At 45.2% G+C, this 21,297-nt stretch carries 19 protein-coding genes and 1 pseudogene; 9 read left to right on the top strand and 11 right to left on the bottom strand.

From position 1 onward, the window contains the following. Nucleotides 1–264: 264 nt before the first annotated feature. Nucleotides 265–999, bottom strand: a complete 735-nt coding sequence (locus tag I6L24_RS01850) for a type 1 glutamine amidotransferase (RefSeq protein WP_216986333.1) — start codon at nt 997–999, stop codon at nt 265–267. Nucleotides 1,000–1,163: 164 nt separating this feature from the next. Between I6L24_RS01850 and I6L24_RS01855 the strand changes: the two genes are divergently transcribed. The 5 genes and pseudogenes from I6L24_RS01855 to yihA all read left to right on the top strand — a co-directional run. Next, complete coding sequence (locus I6L24_RS01855; RefSeq protein WP_216986334.1) at nt 1,164–2,366, top strand: PLP-dependent transferase; 1,203 nt, start codon at nt 1,164–1,166, stop codon at nt 2,364–2,366. 18 nt (nt 2,367–2,384) lie between these two features. Continuing rightward, entirely contained in the window at nt 2,385–3,935 is a 1,551-nt protein-coding gene (locus I6L24_RS01860) for a helicase HerA-like domain-containing protein (protein WP_216986335.1), read from the top strand. Nucleotides 3,936–4,088: 153 nt separating this feature from the next. After that, on the top strand, nt 4,089–4,850 hold the full coding sequence (locus tag I6L24_RS01865) for a globin domain-containing protein (RefSeq protein WP_004281516.1): 762 nt from the start codon (nt 4,089–4,091) through the stop codon (nt 4,848–4,850). A gap of 97 nt (nt 4,851–4,947) precedes the next feature. Further along, nucleotides 4,948–5,388 (top strand): RrF2 family transcriptional regulator, encoded by a 441-nt coding sequence (locus I6L24_RS01870; protein ID WP_216986336.1) that lies wholly within the window; start codon nt 4,948–4,950, stop codon nt 5,386–5,388. Between the two features lie 105 nt (nt 5,389–5,493). Beyond that, nucleotides 5,494–6,270: pseudogene (gene yihA / locus I6L24_RS01875) on the top strand (ribosome biogenesis GTP-binding protein YihA/YsxC); the annotation flags it as partial. 281 nt (nt 6,271–6,551) lie between these two features. Here yihA and I6L24_RS01880 read toward each other — a convergent pair. Then, a complete protein-coding gene (locus tag I6L24_RS01880) occupies nt 6,552–7,799 on the bottom strand; it encodes a dicarboxylate/amino acid:cation symporter (RefSeq protein WP_017397874.1) in 1,248 nt (415 codons plus the stop codon). Nucleotides 7,800–7,973: 174 nt separating this feature from the next. Beyond that, nucleotides 7,974–8,846, bottom strand: coding sequence for an acyl-CoA thioesterase (locus tag I6L24_RS01885; protein ID WP_004645045.1), 873 nt, complete (start codon nt 8,844–8,846; stop codon nt 7,974–7,976). Nucleotides 8,847–9,129: 283 nt separating this feature from the next. Here I6L24_RS01885 and plsB point away from each other — a divergent pair, with 283 nt between their 5' ends. Next, nucleotides 9,130–11,697: a glycerol-3-phosphate 1-O-acyltransferase PlsB gene (plsB, locus tag I6L24_RS01890; RefSeq protein WP_216986338.1), complete on the top strand. Its 2,568-nt coding sequence runs from the start codon at nt 9,130–9,132 to the stop codon at nt 11,695–11,697. Nucleotides 11,698–11,936: 239 nt separating this feature from the next. On the opposite strand, the gene I6L24_RS01895 is transcribed toward plsB, so the two are convergent. Further along, nucleotides 11,937–12,752, bottom strand: coding sequence for an NAD-dependent epimerase/dehydratase family protein (locus I6L24_RS01895; protein WP_216986339.1), 816 nt, complete (start codon nt 12,750–12,752; stop codon nt 11,937–11,939). Nucleotides 12,753–12,785: 33 nt separating this feature from the next. On the opposite strand from I6L24_RS01895, the gene recG reads away from it, so the two are divergent. Together recG and I6L24_RS01905 are read left to right on the top strand one after the other, a co-directional pair. Beyond that, on the top strand, nt 12,786–14,831 hold the full coding sequence (gene recG, locus I6L24_RS01900; protein WP_004645042.1) for an ATP-dependent DNA helicase RecG: 2,046 nt from the start codon (nt 12,786–12,788) through the stop codon (nt 14,829–14,831). Next, nucleotides 14,818–15,453, top strand: a complete 636-nt coding sequence (locus I6L24_RS01905) for a ComF family protein (RefSeq protein WP_005101225.1) — start codon at nt 14,818–14,820, stop codon at nt 15,451–15,453. Before recG ends, I6L24_RS01905 begins: the two co-directional genes overlap by 14 nt. A 4-nt stretch (nt 15,454–15,457) precedes the next feature. On the opposite strand, the gene I6L24_RS01910 is transcribed toward I6L24_RS01905, so the two are convergent. Both I6L24_RS01910 and I6L24_RS01915 read right to left on the bottom strand, forming a co-directional pair. After that, entirely contained in the window at nt 15,458–15,859 is a 402-nt protein-coding gene (locus I6L24_RS01910) for an NUDIX hydrolase (protein WP_005108590.1), read from the bottom strand. A gap of 30 nt (nt 15,860–15,889) precedes the next feature. After that, a complete protein-coding gene (locus I6L24_RS01915) occupies nt 15,890–16,480 on the bottom strand; it encodes an LOG family protein (protein ID WP_216986608.1) in 591 nt (196 codons plus the stop codon). A 152-nt stretch (nt 16,481–16,632) separates the two neighbouring features. Here I6L24_RS01915 and I6L24_RS01920 point away from each other — a divergent pair, with 152 nt between their 5' ends. Further along, nucleotides 16,633–17,646 (top strand): CorA family divalent cation transporter, encoded by a 1,014-nt coding sequence (locus tag I6L24_RS01920; RefSeq protein WP_004732304.1) that lies wholly within the window; start codon nt 16,633–16,635, stop codon nt 17,644–17,646. A gap of 106 nt (nt 17,647–17,752) precedes the next feature. On the opposite strand, the gene I6L24_RS01925 is transcribed toward I6L24_RS01920, so the two are convergent. Genes I6L24_RS01925 through I6L24_RS01945 form a run of 5 tightly spaced genes read right to left on the bottom strand, consistent with a single transcriptional unit; the run spans nt 17,753 to nt 20,987 of the window. Beyond that, the gene (locus tag I6L24_RS01925; RefSeq protein WP_071850897.1) at nt 17,753–18,043 is read right to left on the bottom strand and encodes an STAS domain-containing protein; all 291 of its coding nucleotides are present in this window, start codon (nt 18,041–18,043) and stop codon (nt 17,753–17,755) included. A gap of 15 nt (nt 18,044–18,058) precedes the next feature. Next, entirely contained in the window at nt 18,059–18,697 is a 639-nt protein-coding gene (locus I6L24_RS01930) for an MlaC/ttg2D family ABC transporter substrate-binding protein (protein ID WP_004281529.1), read from the bottom strand. A gap of 18 nt (nt 18,698–18,715) precedes the next feature. Then, nucleotides 18,716–19,393 (bottom strand): outer membrane lipid asymmetry maintenance protein MlaD, encoded by a 678-nt coding sequence (gene mlaD, locus I6L24_RS01935; protein ID WP_216986340.1) that lies wholly within the window; start codon nt 19,391–19,393, stop codon nt 18,716–18,718. After that, nucleotides 19,393–20,172 (bottom strand): lipid asymmetry maintenance ABC transporter permease subunit MlaE, encoded by a 780-nt coding sequence (gene mlaE / locus I6L24_RS01940; RefSeq protein ID WP_216986341.1) that lies wholly within the window; start codon nt 20,170–20,172, stop codon nt 19,393–19,395. The genes mlaD and mlaE overlap by 1 nt, the downstream gene beginning before the upstream one ends. Continuing rightward, nucleotides 20,169–20,987, bottom strand: coding sequence for an ABC transporter ATP-binding protein (locus tag I6L24_RS01945; RefSeq protein WP_216986342.1), 819 nt, complete (start codon nt 20,985–20,987; stop codon nt 20,169–20,171). Before I6L24_RS01945 ends, mlaE begins: the two co-directional genes overlap by 4 nt. Nucleotides 20,988–21,297: the final 310 nt, after the last annotated feature.

The following is a 21,297-nucleotide window of genomic DNA, read 5'->3' on the forward strand; positions in this document are numbered from 1 at the left end:
ACTCCAAGCCAAATATATAAAGAATCACTCTTGACGCACCTCACCCCACTTTATATGGGCAAGTGTCAAGAGCAGTGAAATATCACTAAGGTCATGATCGATGCCACGACTGTAACGATAGTTAACTACTTTATTCGCAGTTAACCCCCTTCCTATTGAAGGGTCGCTTATTATAGCCATTGTTTAATGCATAAGCAAATCTCTTTTATGGTTTTATCCAAGTTTTCAATTTATGACTTAAAACAATAGTTTATTGTTTAAATATTAGGCAGTTTTTGCCAAAACATATTCTATAGCACGATTTAATATCTGATTTCCTTCAATAAATTTTTGCTTCGTGGTTTTTTTTAATTCAAATAAATTTTGCACATATTTTCCTGAAAATTGCACAAGCTCTTCTTCATTTTCCAAAAACAATGCCAAGGTTGCCGGCGTGATTTCCGGATGAAACTGGAAGCCCAATACATTTCTGCCCAACTGGTACATCTGATTACGACAGGCTTCATTTTCTGCCAGATGGACTGCACCTTTGGGCAATTCAAATGTTTCATTGTGCCATTGCAGAATATTGAACTGCTCCGGCAGGCTAAAACACGTCTCTGGTAGATTCGCCACTCTGTGCACCGTGGTCCACCCCAATTCTTGTTCTGGATTGCGACTAACACCTGCACCCAAAGCATTTGCAATCAACTGCCCACCCAGACACAGGCCAATTGCCGGTTTGCCATGCGAAAGATAGCGACGCAACCAGCGTTTTTCTATTTTTAACCAAGGGAAATTTGCTTCATCATTCACACTCATGGTTCCCCCCATAATGATCAGCAAATCCACCTCTTCCACAGCAGGCAGCGCCTCGATCTCCAGCGGCCGATCCACGGGTAAAGCAAAAAATTCAGTCGCTGTAATGTGCGCCTGATGCTGCTTTAAAAATTCATAACAACTACCAAAACCTTCACCAGCAATATGCTGAAAATAATGCACTTTTAAATGCGATTTCATGCTCCTCAACCTATTTTTTTTAGCTATATAGATTTAGGTTTTGCAAAAATGAAGCCAACTTTTTATAAGACTTGTTGTTTTTAAACAATTCACAACGTAACTGGCAGTGAGTCACAGATTCTCTTAAGCTAGAGTAATATTTGATTACATTTGAGCGCATTCACGTGAAACAAGACTCTCAAACTCGCCTGATTCATGCACCACGAAAGGCTCCTCAAGCGATTTCTACCATTCAGCCTCCCCTCTATCGTGCATCGACCATTATCTTTAACAATACCGATGCCCTGTTTAATCGCCATTGGACCGATGACTATGACTATAGTTATGGCACGCATGGCACGCCTACAACCTTTACGCTGGGCGATAACATCGCCCAGCTCGAAGGTGGCTTGTATCACCTGCTCGCACCGAGTGGTTTATCCGCGATTAATCTCGTGAATTCTTGCTTTTTAAGTCAGGAGGATGAAGTTTGGGTGGCTGACAATATCTATGGTCCAAACATGGAGCATTTACGCAATCTGGAAAAGCGTTATGGAATTACGGTTAAAGTCTACAACCCCATAGAGCTTGATACATTTCAGCCTACAGATAAAGCCAAACTGATCTGGCTCGAGGCTGCTGGCTCAGTCACCTTAGAGTTTCCGGATCTGGTTGGTTTGGTGAAAAAAGCCCAGGCACATCATATTCTGACGGCACTGGATAATACCTGGGGCGCAGGTCTGGCTTTTAATGCCTTTGATTTTGGTGAAGAGCATTTAAGTGTAGATATGACGGTACATGCACTGACCAAATATCCAAGCGGCGGGGGGGATATCCTGATGGGCTCAGTGGTTACGCGAGATAAGGTTTTGCATCACAAACTGTTCCGTGCACATGCCATTCAGGGCATTAGTGTTTCTGGTGATGATGTGGCACAGGTACAACGCAGTCTGGCTTCGATGCAACTGCGATATCAACATCAATCCAACAGTGCGCTGACCTTACTGGAATGGCTTAAACAGCAAACCGAGTTTGTACAGGTGCTGCATCCTGCTGATCCGGACAGCGCAGGCCATCAGTACTGGAAAGAAATTTGCAAGCAAGGTGATAGTGCCGGCCTGGTCAGCGTAATCTTTGACAGCACATACGCCATGCAAGATATCCGAAATTTCTGTGATAGTTTAAAACTGTTTAAGCTAGGCTTTAGTTGGGGTGGCCCTGTCAGTCTGGTCATGCTATATAACTTAAAAGACATGCGTGTGCTGGAACATTCACACTTAAAAGACGGCTTGCTGGTTCGTTTCTGTATTGGACTGGAACATCCGGAAGATTTGATTCAAGATATTCAGCATGCACTAGAACAAATGAAAAAACTTAAAAATGAATAATAAATAACAGGAACAGCTATGGGTACACCAATTGTTATTGCTAAAAAAACCACGGATACCACGCAGGATATTGTGCTGCATTCCCAACTTGCCAATCGACATGGCTTGATTGCAGGTGCCACTGGTACCGGAAAGACTGTGACTTTAAAAGTATTGGCGGAGAGCTTTTCTCGAATTGGTGTGCCTGTTTTCCTCGCCGATGCTAAAGGCGATGTGTCCAGCCTGGCCAAAGCAGGTGAAAGCAACCCAAAATTTGATGAACGGATTAAAAGTCTCAATATCGAGTCCATTCCTTTTACAGCATCACCGGTGGTGTTTTGGGATTTATTTGGCGAACAGGGTCATCCGATTCGCACTACTATTTCTGAAATTGGTCCACTGCTGCTAGCGCAAATGCTGAATCTGAATGACACCCAGGAAGGTGTGCTTTCCGCAGTATTTCGGATTGCTGATGATCAGGGTTTATTGCTGATCGACTTTAAAGATCTGAAAGCCATGCTGAGTTATGTCTCTGAGCATGCGGCTGACTTTAAAGCTGAATATGGCAATTTATCTCCCGCCAGTCTTGGTGCGATTCAACGCAACTTGTTGGCACTGGCTGATCAAGGTGGTGACCAGTTTTTTGGCAACCCAGCGCTGGATCTGATGGACTTTTTGCAGACGGACAGTCAGGGCCGTGGCAATATCAACCTATTGGCGGCCGACAAGCTGATGAATACACCCAAGCTATATGCTACTTTCCTACTGTGGATGCTCTCCGAGCTGTTTGAACAGCTTCCCGAAGTCGGCGATCCGGACAAACCTAAACTGGTGTTTTTCTTTGATGAAGCCCATCTCTTGTTTGATAATGCCAGCCCTGCCCTGCAAGAAAAAATTGAGCAGGTGGTGCGTCTAATTCGCTCGAAAGGTGTAGGGATTTATTTTGTCACGCAAAATCCTTTGGACTTGCCTGAAAGTGTCTTAGGCCAGCTCGGCAATCGGGTTCAACATGCTTTGCGGGCTTTCACTCCCAAAGATCAAAAAGCAGTGAAAACCGCAGCAGAGACTTTCCGAGCCAATCCTGAATTTAAAGTCGATCAGGTGATTACCGAGTTAGCAGTAGGTGAGGCTCTAATTAGCTGCCTGGATGAAAAGGGCATTCCACAAATTGTAGAGCGTGGCTGGGTCATGCCGCCGCATTCATCCTTTACACCGATCTCGCTTGAAGAACGCAAGGCTCTCATGCAGCAAAGTATTGTCGCCGGTATTTATGAGCAGCCAGTCGATCGGGACAGCGCCCACGAAATGCTGCAAAACAAGGTCGCAGAACGCCAGCAACAGGCTCAGGCCGCCGAATTTGCCAAACAACAAAGCAAGGAACAAGAAGCTCTTGCCAAGCAGCAAATTAAAGAACAGGAACGTCTGGCACGAGAACAGCAAAAAGAAGCTGAACGCGCAGCCAAGCAACGAGAAAAACTGACTCAGGATATTGTCGGCACCTTTGCCAAAAGTGCTGCCCGTAGCCTGGGCGGGAGTACTGGGCAGAAAATTGTGCGCGGCTTACTGGGTTCGCTGTTTGGCCGCAAATAATCCCCCTCCTTTTCCGATCATCATCACACTTTTTATGGGATATTTTTATATCCCGTAATTTTTTTATGGTTTTATGACTATGCGCTATTGTAAAGCCATTTTAAAAGATGTAATTTAAATACATCTTTTAAAAAACACCTGTAGACGGCTCTCATGACTCCACAACATATTGAACTTGTACAAGCGACTGTTCCTGTTTTACGTGAAAACGGCGTAGCACTTACCACGTATTTCTATAACCGCATGCTGAAAAACCATCCAGAGTTGAAAAACACCTTCAACATGGATCATCAAAGTACTGGCCGTCAACCACGTGCCTTGGCTGCCGCAGTACTTGCCTATGCCGAAAACATTACCAATCCGGGCGTTTTGGCCAAAGCCATCGAACGCATTACCACTAAACATGTCAGCCTGGATATTCAACCGGATCAATATGCGATTGTCGGTGAGAATCTGTTGCACTCGATCAGCGAAGTTTTAGATGTACCCATGGACTCAGACCTGATTGCAGCCTGGAAAGAAGCGTATATGCAACTGGCAGATATTTTGATTGGTGTGGAAAAATCTAAATATGCCACCCTAGCTTCTGAAAATGGTGGCTGGGCGGGCTGGCGCGAATTTGAAGTAGCAGCAGTCAATGATACCGACGCAGGTAAAATCTTTACACTTAAAGCTAAAGATGGTGCAGCGATTGCAAGTGCTGAAGCCGGTGAACATATTTCAGTACGTGTACAGGTGCCTGAACAGCACATTCGTCAACCACAACAGTTTAGCTTTGATCAGGCTCAAAACGAGCAATATCAAATTACTGTGAAAGCGGAAGAAAATCCAACCGCATTCTCGGTTGCACAGACACTGATCGACCACTACAAAGTTGGTGATGTAGTTGAAGTGTCTGCCCCGCTCAAGCTTTAATTGCAAAAACGGTTTAGACTAGCATCAGATTCTGATTAAAAGCTCCATTCGTGGAGCTTTTAACATTCAATTCTTTCATTTTCTAGCTGTTGACGTTATGCAACTCAATAAATTCACTGACTATGCGCTTCGGATTATGATGTATGTCGCACAGCCACGTGATCTCCCCTATACCATTGCAGAACTTGCCGAGCGATTACAGGTTTCACAAAATCATGCCATGAAAATCGTGCATTTTATGGCGAAACAGGAGTGGCTGATTACCACACGTGGTAAAGGTGGCGGCATACGTTTAAATCCGGCCAGCCTGAACCTCCAGCTGGGACAGATTGTGCGGATCCTGCAACGCGACAGCAATGTAGTGGAATGCAATAGCCCACCCTGCGTATTACGTCCGACCTGTGGTTTAAAAGGTATTTTAGATGATGCGGTGGAACAGTTTTATAGCAGTCTGGACCAATATGTGCTTAAAGATGTGATTAGGCCACGAAATGCGCGTTTCAGTACAAATTCTCCGATCGGCCTGATTAATCTTTAAAGTCTTCCGGGTCAGGTCTTGTGACTTATTCTTGCGGCAAAGTTCGCTTGCCTGTGCGACTTCCTTTATAATGTTTCATTGTAGATCATTTATTGAAGTTGAGTTATGCACCACAGCAGAGGAAAATCCAAAAACAGTAAGACAGCCCATGCGCCTAAGCAAAAGATCAGCTACGAGAAAAAAGTTGATTCTGCCATTACTGAATATTCTGTGCGCGCACTCAACTGGCTACGCAAAGCCGAATTTTTAATGAGTGCACCCAAACTTAGTCTTTGTGTAGAAGATACTGGCTATGAAATTGCTTTTGCCGGCCGCTCAAATGCGGGTAAGTCCAGTGCGATTAATGCTTTGACCAACCAGAAACAGTTGGCACGTGCATCGAAAAAACCTGGCCGTACCCAGATGATCAACTTTTTCAGCCTGGGTAATCCGGATCAGCGTTTGGTCGACTTACCCGGTTATGGTTATGCGGCTGTGCCTGAAAAAATGAAACTGGTCTGGCAAAAAGAACTGGAAAATTACCTGATTCACCGCCAGAGCTTACAAGGCCTGGTATTGCTGATGGATATCCGCCATCCACTGCAACACTTTGATGTGATGATGCTGGAATGGGCTTATTCCCGCCAGTTGTTCGTGCATGTCTTGTTAACCAAGTCAGATAAACTAAACCGTGGTCCTGCATCCAAAGCCTTGCAGGAAGTCAAAGCGGCATTGAAAAAGATGAAGCTGGATTTCTCGATTCAACTGTTTTCCTCCATGAACAAACAAGGTTTAGAAGAACTGGCCAGTGTCATGGGTGGCCGTTTGAACTTTACCTTAGATCAAGCCTCTGAATATGATCTGGACAGTATTCCGGAAGCATCAGCGCATGATTTAAATGAATCTGATGAACCGCTTGAAGAGCTCGAGCTTAGTGAATCCGATTCGGAGCATGTTGCCGAAGTATCGACACATGATTTAAATGAAGCTGAAGAACCGCTGGAATTACTTGAGCAGGATCAATCCGAGCTTAAAGCGGCAGATGAGCTAAATCAGAATAAGCGTTCAGCGGATTAAGACCATATCACCTAAATGATCTGTGATCATTCTTGATTTATTAAAACTCAACGTACAAATAAAAAAGCAGGTCAAATACCTGCTTTTTTTTTATTTTTTTAAATGTTTTAGCTATCTGTAGCTTGAAGATCGGGTTCACGCGTATGCCGGTCCACCACCACGCTGATCATCATATCTCCCTGAACATTCACCACTGTACGTACGGTATCCAGTAAACGGTCGATCGGCAACAGAATGGCAATTGCCTCGGCAGGCAAACCTACCGATTGCAAGACCATAATCATAGTCACCATACCGGCACTCGGAATCCCCGGTGCACCTAAGGATGCAATCATCGCAGTCGCGCAGACCACCAGTTGCTGCCCCAGACTCAGATCCAGCCCCATTAAATTGGCAATAAACAGAGCTGCAGCTGCTTCATACAGCGCCGTACCATCCATATTTAACTGGGTCCCAAGTGGAATTACAAAGCCTGCGGTATGTGGGCGTACCCCTAAATTTTCCTGTGCGCATTTCATCGACAGGGGCATGGTGGCCGAACTGGAACTGGTGGCAAAGGCAGTAATCAAGGCAGCACGTGTGCCTTTAAAGAACGTGACCGGATCCATCTTGCCGAAAATCCATAGCAATAAAGGTAAGACCACGATGCCATGAAAAATCGTCGTACCGGTGACTACCGCAGCGAATTCAGCCAGACGACTAAGAACCGAAACATCTTCAGTGGCAATTAATTTGGCCAATAAGGCAAAAATACCGAGTGGTGCCAGTTTCATTACCCAGCCAATCATCAACATCATGATTTCGAAAAACTGGTGACTCAGCTTGCGCACGGTACGAAATTTATCTCCTCCCGCAACCAGTGCCACACCAACAAATAGCGCAAAGACTACCACCGCCAAGACATTGCCATCCGAAAATGCTTTAAAGGGATTGATCAAGGTATTTTGAATAAAGTTGGTAAAGAAAGAAGAAGGCGTCAGCGTATCCGGTGTTTGATGTTGTGCCATGGCATCCTGGAACATCAGCACATCCACACCCTTACCGACATCAAACAGATGCGCACACGCCAGACCTAAAATAAGTGCCAAGGTAGTGGTGGTCACACAGCACATCAGGGTAATTTTCCAGGTGCGGCTTAGCTGCCCACCCGCCTGCAGATTGGATACGCCGACCACGATCGAGCTAAAAATCAGCGGCACTAACAGCATTTTTAACAAGCCAATAAAAATACTGCTGACGATGCCGATGCCATATAAGCTGATATCAAAAAATGAGGTCTGCGGAAATATCGTCAATAGAAATCCAAACAGCACCCCCAATACGGCGGCAATTAAAATTTGCGTATTTAAGCTCATCTTTTCATGCATTTTTAATATTGATCTTAAGCCGCACTATGCCATGCGAATTCTACAGAATCGAGTAATATTTTATAAACGCGGCGTGAGGACATGATATCAAATGGCCATTTTCATCCGGCTTAAAAACAAAAAGCCGAATCAGGGATTCGACTTTTTGAGCAGGAAGAAAAATTACTGTGTTTCGATTTCACGTAAACGGATCAAGCCTTCCTGAGAGGTACTGCAGACCAGCTCACCGTTCTGCCACATCCGGCCAAAATTCAGGCCACGCGAACTGGCGCTTTGGGTGGCATCCATATCGTAAAGCATCCACTCATCCGCACGGAACGGTTTATGGAAGTACATGGCATGGTCAATACTGGCACATTGCAAACTTGGCGAGATATAGCTCAGACCATGTGGACGAAGCGCTGTGGTCATCAAGGTAAAATCAGAATAGAAAGCAGCAATAGCCTGATGCAAGGAGATCTGATCGACTTCTGCAGCAATACGGTCATGCGTACGGATATAGTGCGCATAAGACGGTGCTTCAGGTTGAGGCTGGAATGGATTTTGCGGATTGACCGGACGAATTTCCACATGACGATCACGAGTGAAAGATGCACGGACATTTTCCGGAATAAACTCAATAATCTGTTTGATCAGTTCCGCTTCATTTTTCAGGCTTTCTGCCGGTGGATATTCAGGCTCTGAAATCTGGTAATTTAGCCCTTCTTCCTGATGCGCGAAAGACACCATACACATGAAAATGGTACGGCCATGCTGAATAGCGCGCACCTGACGGCTGACAAAGCTCTTGCCGTCACGGATACGATCCACTTCATAAATAATCGGTGCATTGACATCCCCGCCAAACAGAAAATAGGCATGTAATGAATGTGCTGGACGGTCTGTGGTATAAGACGCGGCGCGTAGTGCCTGCCCTAAAACCTGCCCACCGAACACGCGCTTGCCCACCAGATTCCGGCTGATTCCCCGGAAAATGTTTTCTTCTAACTTTTCTAAGCTGAGCAGCTCGACCAGTTCCTGTGTTAAGGCATTCATAAGCAACCTATCTAATATTGGAGATATCCCAAAATGGAAAAAAGGATCTAAATAATTGATCTGGAATATTCTGCCACAAAATCAGAACGAAACTCTAAAGTTTGCATGACTGTTCTGTCATACTGATGTCATAAGTGACTAGGAAAAGCACCTGCTTTCACGCTAAAATTGAAGCACTTCTGTTGAAGTTGTTAAAAAAAGATATATTGTTTCATCTTAAAAACCCGCAAAATAAATCCCCTCAGAAGTCCTGTGGTTTTGGTCAGTAAAATTAGGAGCAGCTATGTCCAAGAATGGCTTTGGTCAAATGTATCGCAAGCTTTCAAGTAAACTACTTGATCTTGTGGTTACCCCTCATGTTCTTGGGGAAGTACCAAGTGAAGTGACAGCCCCTGAATCTGATCAGACTGCAGCAGAATCGCAGAAACTGGTCTGCTACGTTTTACAGAACCATTCTCGTAGTAATGCACTGGTTGTCGATGCAGAAACGCGCCGCTTAAAATTGCCGGCTGCACTTGATCCAATGCAACTGGGTAACAATAAAGAAAAAGCATCAGTACTGTTTTTGCAGCATCATGATGAAAATAATTTGCTCAGCTCACCACCGCATGCTTTCCCGCCGCGCTTATTACGCCTGATTGAAATTCTAGAGCAGCACCCTGAGCTGGATGTCGAACTGGTTCCGGTAACAGTACTTTGGGGACGTGAACCTGAGAAAGAAGATTCCTGGTTTAAGCTTTTATTTACCGATACTTGGTCTACGCCAAGCCGGGTCAAACAACTGGTCAATATCGGCCTGCATGGTCGCCAGTCTTATTTAGAGTTTCATGAACCGCAATCTTTACGCACCTTGATTAACTTTGCCAAAGAGACGCATCCAAATTCAGCGCCAGCAACTTATATTGTCAGCACTTTAAATGATTACCTGGATGGTCAGCGTGAAGTCATTCTCGGGCCGGATCTGTCCGACCGCCGTAATGTGATGCATGGTCTGATCAAGTCACCCGATGTACAGGCAGCGATTCGCAATGACAGTATTCGTAGCAAAATCTCGATGCTGGAATCTGAACGTCGTGCGATTGGTTATCTGAACGAAATCGTTTCCGATTATTCTCATTCTACCGTACGTTTTGCCGACAAGGCCCTGACCCGCTTATGGACCCAGCTTTATGATGGTGTGGAAGTGCATAATTTCAGTACCGTGCGTGAACTGGCCAAGGATTATGAAATTGTCTATACCCCATGTCACCGCAGTCACATCGACTATTTGTTATTGTCTTATGTGATCTATCGTCGTGGCTTGATGGTGCCGTATATCGCTGCGGGCGATAACCTGAATATGCCTTTTGTCGGTCAGATTTTGCGCGGTGGTGGCGCTTTCTTTATTCGCCGTACTTTCCGCGGCAATGCGCTCTATACCACGGTGTTTAAAGAATATCTGTATAGCGTCCTGTCACGTAATACCCCGCTGGAATATTTTATTGAAGGGGGCCGTTCACGTACCGGTCGTTTGCTTCCGCCAAAAACCGGGATGCTGGCAATGACCGTGCATGGTCATTTACGTGGCAAATCTAAGCCGATCGTATTTTTGCCGACCTATATCGGCTATGAACGCCTGATGGAAGGTGGCACTTATGTCGGTGAAATGAGTGGCAAGCCAAAAGAAGCTGAGTCTATTTTTGGTATTTTGAAAACCCTGCGCAAGATTGAACGCATTTTTGGCAAGGTGCACCTGAACTTCGGGAACCCGGTATTTCTAGATGACATCCTGAAACAGCATGGCGCAGAAAATATTAAGATCGAAAAGAATGATGATCCAATTCCCCAAGCAGTTTCTGATGCTGTGAATAGCTCGGCACAAGCTATTCTGGAAAATATCAACAGTGCGGTCGTAATCAATCCGGTATCATTATTATCTTTAATCTTACTGGCTACGCCAAAACATACGCTGGATGAAGAAATCTGTATCAAACAGCTGGATACCTATCGCACCTTGCTGGCAGCATTGCCTTATGATGAACGCATGCAGGTGACGCCGCTGTCAGGCAAAGAAATAATTGCCTATGCGATGAAGCTGAAACTGATCAAGCGGGTCAAGCATGTACTGGGAGATATTATTGCGATTGAAGATAATCAGGCAGTTCTGCTGACGTATTTCCGTAATAATATTGTGCACACTTTTGTGCTGCCATCTTTGATTGCAGCCCTAGTTGAACATAACGGTACCATTCGTCGTCATGATGTCGTGAATATCAGCAGTACCCTGTACCCATTCCTCAAAGCTGAACTGTTTTTAAAATGGCATGAAGACGAGATTCAGGATCAGGTGAATGCACATATTGACAGCTTAATTACCTCAAAACTGATTACACAAGATGGTGAAAACCTGATTGCCCCTGCACCAAATACTGAAGCGCATCATCAGCTCGAAATTCTGGCTGCCCCAGTGACCCAAAGTCTGGAACGTTATTACATGACTTTGGCCCTGATTACCCAGCGTGGTTCTGGCAATATTTCGACCCGTCAGGTCGAAGAGCTGAGTTATCTGGTGGGACAGCGCCTGTCTGTGCTATATGAGTTCAACTCACCTGAGTTCTTCGACAAAGCCCTATTCCAGAGCTTTATTAAAGTCTTAACCCAAAAAGGTTATCTGTGTACCAATGAAGACAATGCGATTGTCTTTGATGAGCAGCTAACCAATGTGGCTCAATATGCAGATTTGGTACTGGATGAAGTGAAGCTACAAATGCTGCACCACATCACCGACTTTACGGATGAAGAACTGAAAGAAGCGCTCGATGCGGTTGCAGCTGAACAAGCCAAGAAACGCGCGAAGCGGAAAAAGAAGTAAGTTTAAATTAAATAAAAAGAGAGGCTAAGGCCTCTCTTTTTATTTTAGAATTTATAAGAAGTGAAAATTGGAAAGCTAATGCCATTATTTAAATATGAGTATTCCCTCTCCTGAGCGAGTTTTAAAGCACGGCTTTTAAAACGAAGTGCAAGTGAGGATATGGAGAGGTCTTTTAAATAAAATCCTCCCCTAACCCCTCCTTTGAAAAGGAGGGGGATTCCTCCCTTTAAAAAGGGAGGCTAGGAGGGATTATTTTTCCTCATCAACCCCAAATAATCCTCATAACAATCTGGATGCTCTAACTCAAATCCCATTTTTTGCATTCGGGTCGCATAAAGCTTCTTACCTGTCACCTGCTCACTTTCTACTTTAAGCAAAGGAAGCCCCATCTGCTTTTGGAACCATTGCAATATTTCATGCATTAATTTTGGATCGTTGTTTGTCACAATATAAGAATTTTCAGGATGTTCCACGTGAATCATCTGTGATAAGAAACGTGATAAATCTTCAATGTGAATCCGGTTGGACCAGTGCAGACTCGGATATCTCAACATCGAGGCGGCCATTTTTTGTAGGCGTTCTACCGATGCTCCATAAATCCCACTTGGACGAATGATGGTACATTTCTCAGGATAAGCAGTGAAATAAGCCTGCTCCATCTGCTGCAAGATTTTGCTCTGAGCATCATTCGGGTGAATTTCAGTTTCGTCATCTACGATTTCACCGGAATTTTGCCCATACACTCGTGTCGATGACACCACCACAATCCGTTTCACCGGATGCTGTTTCAAGGCAGAGACAATAGGTTGAACCGAATCCAGATAAGTTTGCTGATAGCCTTCAACCGTACTTTGTTTTGGACTAAGTAATACATAGACCCAGTCAATCGGTGTAACTGCTGTTAAATCCAGTTTATGCACATCCTGAATCAGATGAGTTGCGAATGAATCTGTTTTGGGACTCTGGCTAATTGTGCTAATTTGATGACCTTGCTCAAATAGTTGTTTAGCCACACGTCGGGATGTTTTACCATAACCGGTAAATAAAATATGCATTGAGCACCGAATCACAAATCTGGTTGAGGGGACATGGCTGCAGTCCATCAGTTACAAGGCGTTGGCAATGCCGCCGCTTCATTACTCGAAAAACTAAATATCTTCAATACTGATGATTTGCTTTTTCATCTACCACGTGACTATGAAGACCGTAGCACGATCATTCCCATGAATCAATTGAGCGTGGGACGCAGTTATCTGCTGGAAGGGATCGTTAAAGGTGTAGATTTTCCACCCGGTAAACGCAAATCTATGGCTGTGCTGCTGGATGATGATTTTGGCAAGGTTACTTTACGTTTTTATCATATCTATAAAGGTATTACTGACCGCTGCAAACTGGGTAACCGTTTAAGAATTTTTGGTGAAGTGCGGGTCGGTGCGCGCGGTCTGGAAATGTATCATCCCGAACTGCAAGTCATTACTGAGGACACACCTTTACCTCAAACCCAGCTCACGGCGATTTACCCTGCGACTGAAGGCCTGACCCAACCCAAAATACGGGATTATATTCAGCAGGCCTTGGCTCAATACAGCGACCATCTGCCTGAACTACTGCCAGCAAAATTTAGCAATGGTTATGCACTGAAACAGGCACTGGAATATATCCATCACCCGCCAGTCAATGCCAATATGCTGCAACTAGCACAAGGCTCACATCCTGCACAGCAGCGCCTGATCTTTGAAGAACTGGTAGCGCATCAGATCAGTTTATTGACACGTCGGGCCTTTATTCAGCAAGTCGAAGCGCCTTCATTTGCGCCCAGTAAAACCTATGCCAAACAGCTCTTAGCCAGTCTGGCTTTTGAAATGACCGGTGCGCAAAAACGTGTATCCAGAGAAATCGTGCAGGATTTAAAAAGCAATAAACCAATGTTGCGTCTGGTGCAAGGCGATGTTGGTGCAGGTAAAACCCTAGTGGCCGGTGTCGCAGCCTGCCATGCCTTAGAGGAAGGCTGGCAAGTGGCCTTGATGGCACCGACCGAGATTCTGGCCGAGCAGCATTATCTAAACTTTAAACGCTGGTTTGAGCCTTTGGGCTTAAATGTGGCCTGGCTTTCCGGCAAGCAGAAAGGCAAAGCCCGCGCCGCAGCAGAACAGGTGATTCGGGACGGGAGCGCCCATCTGGTGATCGGTACCCATGCCCTGTTTCAGGAAAATGTCGAGTTTGCCAAACTGGGTCTGGTGATTATTGATGAACAGCACCGCTTTGGTGTGGATCAGCGCCTTGCACTCAGAAATAAAGGGCTAGATGGTATGTCTCCGCATCAACTGGTGATGACTGCGACTCCGATTCCCCGCACACTGGCCATGTCTGCCTATGGTGATCTGGATACCTCGGTGATTGACGAGCTGCCGCCGGGCCGTACCCCGATTCAGACCGTGACCATTCCATTAGATCGACGCGAAGAAGTCTTGCAACGGATTGCCAGCAACTGTGCTGAAGGTAAGCAGGCATATTGGGTGTGTACACTGGTAGAACAGTCCGAAACCCTGGATGCTCAGGCCGCAGAAGCGACCTTTGCCGAAATTCGCGAGCGCTTTCCTGCGCTGAATATCGGACTGGTACATGGCAAGATGAAAGCCGATGAAAAACAGGCGGTAATGCAGCAGTTTAAAAATAATGAATTACAGCTCCTGATTGCCACCACCGTGATCGAAGTCGGCGTCGATGTACCCAATGCCTCCATTATGGTGATTGAAAATGCCGAGCGTCTGGGTCTATCTCAATTGCATCAGCTACGTGGCCGGGTCGGTCGTGGCGCCAAAGCCAGCTTCTGTGCCCTGCTGTATAAGCATCCACTTTCGCAAAATGGTCAGGAACGTTTAAGAATCATGCGCGAAACCAATGATGGTTTTATGATTGCCGAGAAAGATCTGGAGTTACGTGGCCCGGGTGAGCTGCTCGGGACCAAACAGACCGGGGACATGAATTTCCGTGTGGCCAAACTTGAACGTGATGATCACCTGCTCAATCAGGCACATTATGTGGCTCAGCAGATGCTCAAGGATTATCCCGATCAGGCCGAAGCATTATTGCAACGCTGGCTACCGGAAGCACCGCGCTATGCCTATGTTTAAATTACTGCAACATGGAAAATCCTGGCTGACCCGCTTACAGCCCTGCCAGCTCTGTCTGACCGATCATCAGTCCATTCATTCAGTCTGTGAAGATTGCTGGCGACAATTACCCTGGGCACATCAAACCATTCAACGGCAGGAAATGCAGTTCCAGATTGCCTGCGACTATGCTTACCCGATGGACCGGCTGATTCAACTGTTTAAATATGAACAGAAGCTGCATTTGCAAAATTTACTGGCAGGTGTGCTGTTAAGTTTAGACCTACCTAAAGTCAGTGCGATAGTACCGATGCCGATCTCGAATGAGCGTCTGGCTGAGCGCGGTTATAATCAATCTCTAGTGCTGGCCAAACATGTGGCAAAACAGTTGAATGTACCCATCTGGCAACCTGTTCGACGAATGAAACAACACTCGCAAAAGGGCCTAAGCCGGCTGGAGCGGATTGAAGACATCCAATCACAATTCCAGATCAGTACTATTTCCAAGCTGCGTTACCGTCGGGTGCTGATTATTGATGATGTGGTGACGACCGGCAGCTCGATTCGAGCACTGAGCCAAACACTTGAACAACTGGGCTGTCAAAAAGTTTATGCAGCCTGTCTGGCAGGTGCTCAAATCTGAAAATTTAAGCTTGGGCGAGTAACTGCGACTTCACCCAAGGAATCACAATTTCAGTGGTCAAGGGTGCGAGTCGTAGCTCTTTTTCATCCAGATCGACCCATTTCATTTCGGCAATTTCCGCTTCAATTTTTGGTGCTTGATCCAGACTTACCCAATAGACATAACTCACCAGTTGATGATCAGGTTCATTTGCCGTCTGGGTTTCAAAACGCCCAATGAATTGCTGAATCTGCGCCTGTGTGCCAATTTCTTCCTGAATTTCACGCAACATCGTTGCTTCTGGTGCTTCATTTGGCTCCAGCTTGCCACCAACCTGCATAAAGCAGGATGTCCCTTTTTTGCGAACCACCAGCAGTTGCTGCGCTTCATTTAAAATAATGGCTGCAGCCACCGTAATCACGTTCATTTATTTTCTACAAATCATGCTGTGGACAGCTTATTTTACAAGATCGGTCTGATCGACCATACCCCATTTCGCTTCAGGCGGCTGATAACTTTCAAACTGGCGCAAAATATCATCCAGATTATCACTCACAATTAAAGCATCGCTAAAGCGCGCTTTGGTAAAACCTTTCTCAGTCGTCATATAGATAAATTTGAGTAAATCATCATAGAAACCATCTACATTTAAAAAAGCACAAGGCTTTTTATGAATTCCCAACTGTGCCCAGGTCCATTGTTCAAAAATTTCCTCTAGGGTTCCGGCACCACCCGGAATGGCAATAAATCCCTGGGCCAGTTCCGACATGCGGGTTTTACGTTCATGCATATTATCGACCACAAATAGCTCGGTAATATGCGGATGCGCCAGTTCACGATTGACCAGCTGTCTTGGAATTACACCAATCACCTTGCCACCAGCAGCCAAAGCACTATCAGCAACAATGCCCATTAAACCGGAGCGACCACCGCCATAGACCAGCGTCTGATGCCTTGCTGCCAAGGTTTGGCCAACCTTTTCGGCAATCTGGGCATAGAGAGGATCCGAGCCCAGTGCTGAACCACAAAAAATTGCAATAGAATTCATCATTTCACTCTCCAATTGACGCTATATTGTACGAAATCGCTGCAAGCGCGCTTTTTCCAAAAATAACTGCTTAATATCAGTGTTTTTATTCAATTCCTTGTCTAAAATACACCCATTCCAATTCACATACTGCGCCAGGGAGAAAAGACAGCATGCTTGAAGCCTTTTACGCCACAGAGCGCGGTAGCTTAGAAGATATCACGATTAACGGTGATTTCGACCTGCATCCAGATTTAGTATGGCTTGATCTGATTGCACCTTCACAAGAAGAGCAGCAATGGATTCTAGATGCCTATGCGCAAAACTTGCCGACCTTAAAATCGCTGGAAGATATTTCCTCGAGTGCCCGATTTTACCGTGATGATGACGGCATTTTGCATATCAGTACCTATTTTTTAACCAAAAATAAAAACTATCAGGTCGAGAACGAAAACGAAGATGAATCCAGCATGCTGGCGACGGTACAAACCGTAGCATTCATTCTGCATAAGGACCGTCTGTTTACCTTGCGTGGCGAAAAGCTGGTGGCCTTTCGTGCCTTCCGTGCCCGTGCGCGCCGCAATGATTATGAAATCGATTATAAAGATCCGACCTGGATTTTATTGGGTCTGCTCGAAGCCAAACTAGATGAACTGGCCGACATTCTAGAAGATGTACATAAAGATTTAGAGAAATATTCAACTGAAGTGTTGAATAACCGCCATCGTGAGCAGATTCTCGATCTGGATGACATGATTACCCGGCTAGCTCAACTGGAAGATATGCTCGGTAAAGCGCAGCTCTGTCTGATCGATTTACGTCGTGTTCTAACTTTCCTGTCTCGTCCACGCGCCTTGGGTAGTCATATTTATGATGCGGATATCCGAGAACTTAGTGAAGATGTCCGCTCGCTGGTGGAGCATGATGCCTTCCTGTTCCAGAAAGTGCGCTTCCTGCTCGATACCACGTCCGGATTCATTAACACGGAACAGAACGATACGATTCGTCGATTCTCGATCTTGCCAAGTATGCTTGCACCGCCGATGCTCATTGCCAGTATTTATGGCATGAATACCGAAGTTCTGCCTTTTGCACAAGGCTCCATGAGCTTCATTATGGTCAGTATTATTTTGATCGGCTTTTTGATCGGGCCATTGATTTACTTTAGATGGAAGAAGTGGATTTAAGCGAGCTTTAAAGCACTGCTTTTAAAGCGAAGTGCAAGAAACGCTCCTCATCTGATTCATGTTTATTTGAAAAGCAATAAAAAAGCACCTTTCGGTGCTTTTTTATTTACTGAATGATCTGTAAATCATCCTGTAAATGACAGGCCTGAATGATATTCATCATTTTAGCAGGAACAGCTTTAAACTGTAGTCCTTGCGCTTGAGGAGTTTGGCGCAACCAGCGCACCAATACCGCCAAAGCCAAAGTACTGCCACTTTCAAGCCCAGCCAAGTTGACCACAAGCGGAAATTTGGTCTGGGATTGAACCACACGCAGACCATTTAGGTAATAGTCCTGCGCATTGGCATAGTCAATTTTGCCTGAAACCTGCAATTCCTGATCCTTGAATACAATCACGGCTCACCTATCTGATTATTTCTTGTTCTTGTCGATTGCAGCTTCTGCATCCGGTTTGAAGTTAGCAATAGCTTTATCTATATTACCGCCATTACGTTTTACTGTCGCAGCAAACTGGTTACGGAATTGCAAACCTAGATCGATACCCGATACGTTGATGTTGCGGATTTTCCATTGTGAGCCTTTGTCCACCAGCTGAAACGCTACCGGAATTTTCTCGCCTTTATTATTAAAGTCGATGGTTACAACAGGGTTTTTGCTGTTGCTGGCCTTGTATGGACGCACGCTATAGGTCTGATTACTAAACTTGGAAAATGCAGAACCATAATTTTCAATGAGCGTTTCACGGAAATTCTTTTCAAACTGCGCGCGCTGTGCAGCAGTACTATACTGGTTCGTCGCATAAGTCCCCATCACAATACGCGTGAAAGACTGTGAATCAATGTATGGATCCAAATTCTGGCGGACAATCGCTTTGACCAGCGCCGGATTGTTCTGCAATTTTGCATTATCAGCTTTGAGGCGCTCAATCAAACCATCTGCCACTTTTTTAATAAAAGCAGGTGGTGCTTCAGATGGTGCAGCAAACACTGTACCAGCAACCATTGTTGAAAGAATGCTTGCTGCAAGCGTTTGTTTTACTAAAGTCTTCACTGAAATCTCCTCAATCTATTATTCAACAAATGCAGGTTCTGCATCAGTCGATTCTGAAACTGTCGCCTGTTCTGGGGCAGTTTCTTGACTATCCGACGATTTACCGGCACCGCCAGTAATGAACTTCGTCACTAAATCTTCAATTTCCATGGTGCCTTGGGTATTGGCAATCTGATCACCGCGTTTCAAATAGTTCAGACCACCACCTGGAATAATTTTCAGGTATTTTTCACCCAACAACCCATTGGTCGCTACCATAATATAAGCATCTTCATCAATATTGGTGATGGAGTTCATGTTATCTAACAGTTGTTTTTCCATGTCTTTTTGTTGCGCAGGTGCAGCCGCAGTATAGTCCGAACTATAACGTAACTCTTCCAGTGCTTCCTGCTGAACCTGCTTTAACTGTTCAGCATTAAACGAGGTCAATGAGCCATCCAGGGTCATATGCACGGTCGCCAGACGCGTGACTGGATCCAGGGTAATGTCATCCACTTGCCCCACTTTCACACCACTCAATGCCACTTTGGCACGCGGCTTAATCCCATTTACATTTTCAAAAGTCGCTGTCATTTTATAGCTGTCGGAAATATTGTGTCCGACCAGACCACTGACACGCATTGCTAGGAAAAATAAGGCAATACCAAACAAAATAACAAAAACACCAACGGCCAGCTCACTAGTACGTGATTTCATTAAACACCTCCGAACATGACCGCAGTCAACACAAAGTCAAAGCCTAAAACGCACAGTGAAGAATAGACGACTGTACGCGTTGTAGAAGTTGCAATACCTTCCGATGTCGGGACACAGGCATAGCCTTGGTACACCGCAATCCAAGTACAAATTAATGCGAATACAAAACTTTTAATAATGGTGCCATTCAAGACATCTTTATAGAATTGCACGCTGCTTTCCATGCCGCTCCAATAAGCGCCTTCATCGGCACCCAGGAAATCTACCCCGACCATTTTACCGCCCATAATGCCAACTGCGGCAAAGATGACGGAAAGCATTGGCAAGCTAAAAATCCCTGCCCAAAGACGCGGCGAAATCACCCGCTTCAATGGATCGACACCGATCATTTCCATACTGGACAATTGTTCAGTAGCTTTCATCAGGCCAATTTCCGCAGTCAAGGCTGAACCGGCACGTCCTGCAAATAGCAAAGCAGCGACCACAGGTGCCAGTTCACGCAGCAAGGTCAACGCGACCGCCGTTCCTAGCATCGACTCACTACCAAAGGTCGACAAGATGCTAAACATCTGCAAACCAAGCACGGCACCAATAAACAGGCCAGAAACCACAATAATCAGCAGGGACAATACCCCAACCCGATACATCTGATAAATAAACAGCTTTACTCCAAGCCAGGTCGGTATGGAAAATAAAATCTGCAACAGCATCAGGGTCGCGACCCCAATCCCCTGTACACGTTCAATAACGCGTCTACCTAATGCGGCAATTGCATTCATGAACGAACCTCATCACTTAAATAAGCTTGATGACTAAACTGATAATCCACTGGACCTTCTACCGAACCGGTCAGAAATTGCTGTACAAAAGCAGACGGATGCGCTTTCAGCTCTGCCGGTGTGCCCTCGCCCTGAATTTTGCCTTCTGCCACCACATAGATGTAGTCTGCAATTGATAAAGTTTCTGCAACATCATGCGAGACAATAATTGTGGTTAAGTCCAGTGCTTCACGTAATGAACGGATCAGACGAGTCAAAACGCCCATCACAATCGGATCTTGTCCGGCAAAGGGTTCATCGTACATGATCAGCTCAGGATCCAGCGCAATCGCACGGGCCAAAGCCACGCGTCGGTTCATACCACCGGATAGTTCAAACGGCATCATCTGTTCTGCACCACGTAAACCGACTGATTCCAGCTTCAGTGCCACGATTTCCTTAATCAGATGTTCCGGCAATTTAGTATGTGCTCGAATCGGAAATGCGACATTTTCATACACGCTCATATCGGTAAACAAAGCACCGCTCTGAAACAACATACCCATCCGTGCACGTGCTGAAAAAAGTTCGGAACGTGACATCGTGGCAATATCTTTGCCGTCCAGTAAAACCTGACCGTGCTCAGGAACCAGCTGCCCACCAATCAACCTTAATAAAGTGGTTTTACCAGTACCGGATGGTCCCATAATGGCGGTAATCTGCCCACGACGAATACTTAAACTCACGTCGTCATAAATCACGCGCTCACCCCGCTTGAAGCTCAGATTCTTGACTTCAATCAGAGATTGAGTATCTCGCGCTGTTTGATTTTTCATAGCTGAGTTTATTCCTGCATTTTTTCAGCATGCATACTATAAAGGAACGAAGTTCAAAATGTTAGCAGTTGAAAAAGGTGGTTTAATATCATAAAAAATGACAACAATGGATTATTTCGTATTTTTTGTAATAAAAATATGCACTTAAGCTTGAGCCAGGTACATTGATTAATTAAAAAGACTGTATAAATAATAGATAATATTACATAAAATCAAAGTCAATGCGATATATGGCATATACACCTCTATCAATTGAGATCGAAGAGTTAAGCTTTTCATGTTAATAATTATCATAACCCTGACAAAATAT

The organism is Acinetobacter lwoffii (assembly GCF_019048525.1).
Classification (GTDB): domain Bacteria; phylum Pseudomonadota; class Gammaproteobacteria; order Pseudomonadales; family Moraxellaceae; genus Acinetobacter; species Acinetobacter lwoffii_K.

What these genes read in the sequence shown, in the direction of transcription:
- I6L24_RS01850 (WP_216986333.1), bottom strand. Translation starts at nt 999, where the DNA reads ATGAAATCGCATTTAAAAGTGCATTATTTTCAGCATATTGCTGGTGAA.
- I6L24_RS01860 (WP_216986335.1), top strand. Translation starts at nt 2,385, where the DNA reads ATGGGTACACCAATTGTTATTGCTAAAAAAACCACGGATACCACGCAG.
- I6L24_RS01865 (WP_004281516.1), top strand. Translation starts at nt 4,089, where the DNA reads ATGACTCCACAACATATTGAACTTGTACAAGCGACTGTTCCTGTTTTA.
- I6L24_RS01870 (WP_216986336.1), top strand. Translation starts at nt 4,948, where the DNA reads ATGCAACTCAATAAATTCACTGACTATGCGCTTCGGATTATGATGTAT.
- I6L24_RS01880 (WP_017397874.1), bottom strand. Translation starts at nt 7,799, where the DNA reads ATGAGCTTAAATACGCAAATTTTAATTGCCGCCGTATTGGGGGTGCTG.
- I6L24_RS01885 (WP_004645045.1), bottom strand. Translation starts at nt 8,846, where the DNA reads ATGAATGCCTTAACACAGGAACTGGTCGAGCTGCTCAGCTTAGAAAAG.
- plsB (WP_216986338.1), top strand. Translation starts at nt 9,130, where the DNA reads ATGTCCAAGAATGGCTTTGGTCAAATGTATCGCAAGCTTTCAAGTAAA.
- I6L24_RS01895 (WP_216986339.1), bottom strand. Translation starts at nt 12,752, where the DNA reads ATGCATATTTTATTTACCGGTTATGGTAAAACATCCCGACGTGTGGCT.
- recG (WP_004645042.1), top strand. Translation starts at nt 12,786, where the DNA reads ATGGCTGCAGTCCATCAGTTACAAGGCGTTGGCAATGCCGCCGCTTCA.
- I6L24_RS01905 (WP_005101225.1), top strand. Translation starts at nt 14,818, where the DNA reads ATGCCTATGTTTAAATTACTGCAACATGGAAAATCCTGGCTGACCCGC.
- I6L24_RS01910 (WP_005108590.1), bottom strand. Translation starts at nt 15,859, where the DNA reads ATGAACGTGATTACGGTGGCTGCAGCCATTATTTTAAATGAAGCGCAG.
- I6L24_RS01915 (WP_216986608.1), bottom strand. Translation starts at nt 16,480, where the DNA reads ATGAATTCTATTGCAATTTTTTGTGGTTCAGCACTGGGCTCGGATCCT.
- I6L24_RS01920 (WP_004732304.1), top strand. Translation starts at nt 16,633, where the DNA reads ATGCTTGAAGCCTTTTACGCCACAGAGCGCGGTAGCTTAGAAGATATC.
- mlaD (WP_216986340.1), bottom strand. Translation starts at nt 19,393, where the DNA reads ATGAAATCACGTACTAGTGAGCTGGCCGTTGGTGTTTTTGTTATTTTG.
- mlaE (WP_216986341.1), bottom strand. Translation starts at nt 20,172, where the DNA reads ATGAATGCAATTGCCGCATTAGGTAGACGCGTTATTGAACGTGTACAG.
- I6L24_RS01945 (WP_216986342.1), bottom strand. Translation starts at nt 20,987, where the DNA reads ATGAAAAATCAAACAGCGCGAGATACTCAATCTCTGATTGAAGTCAAG.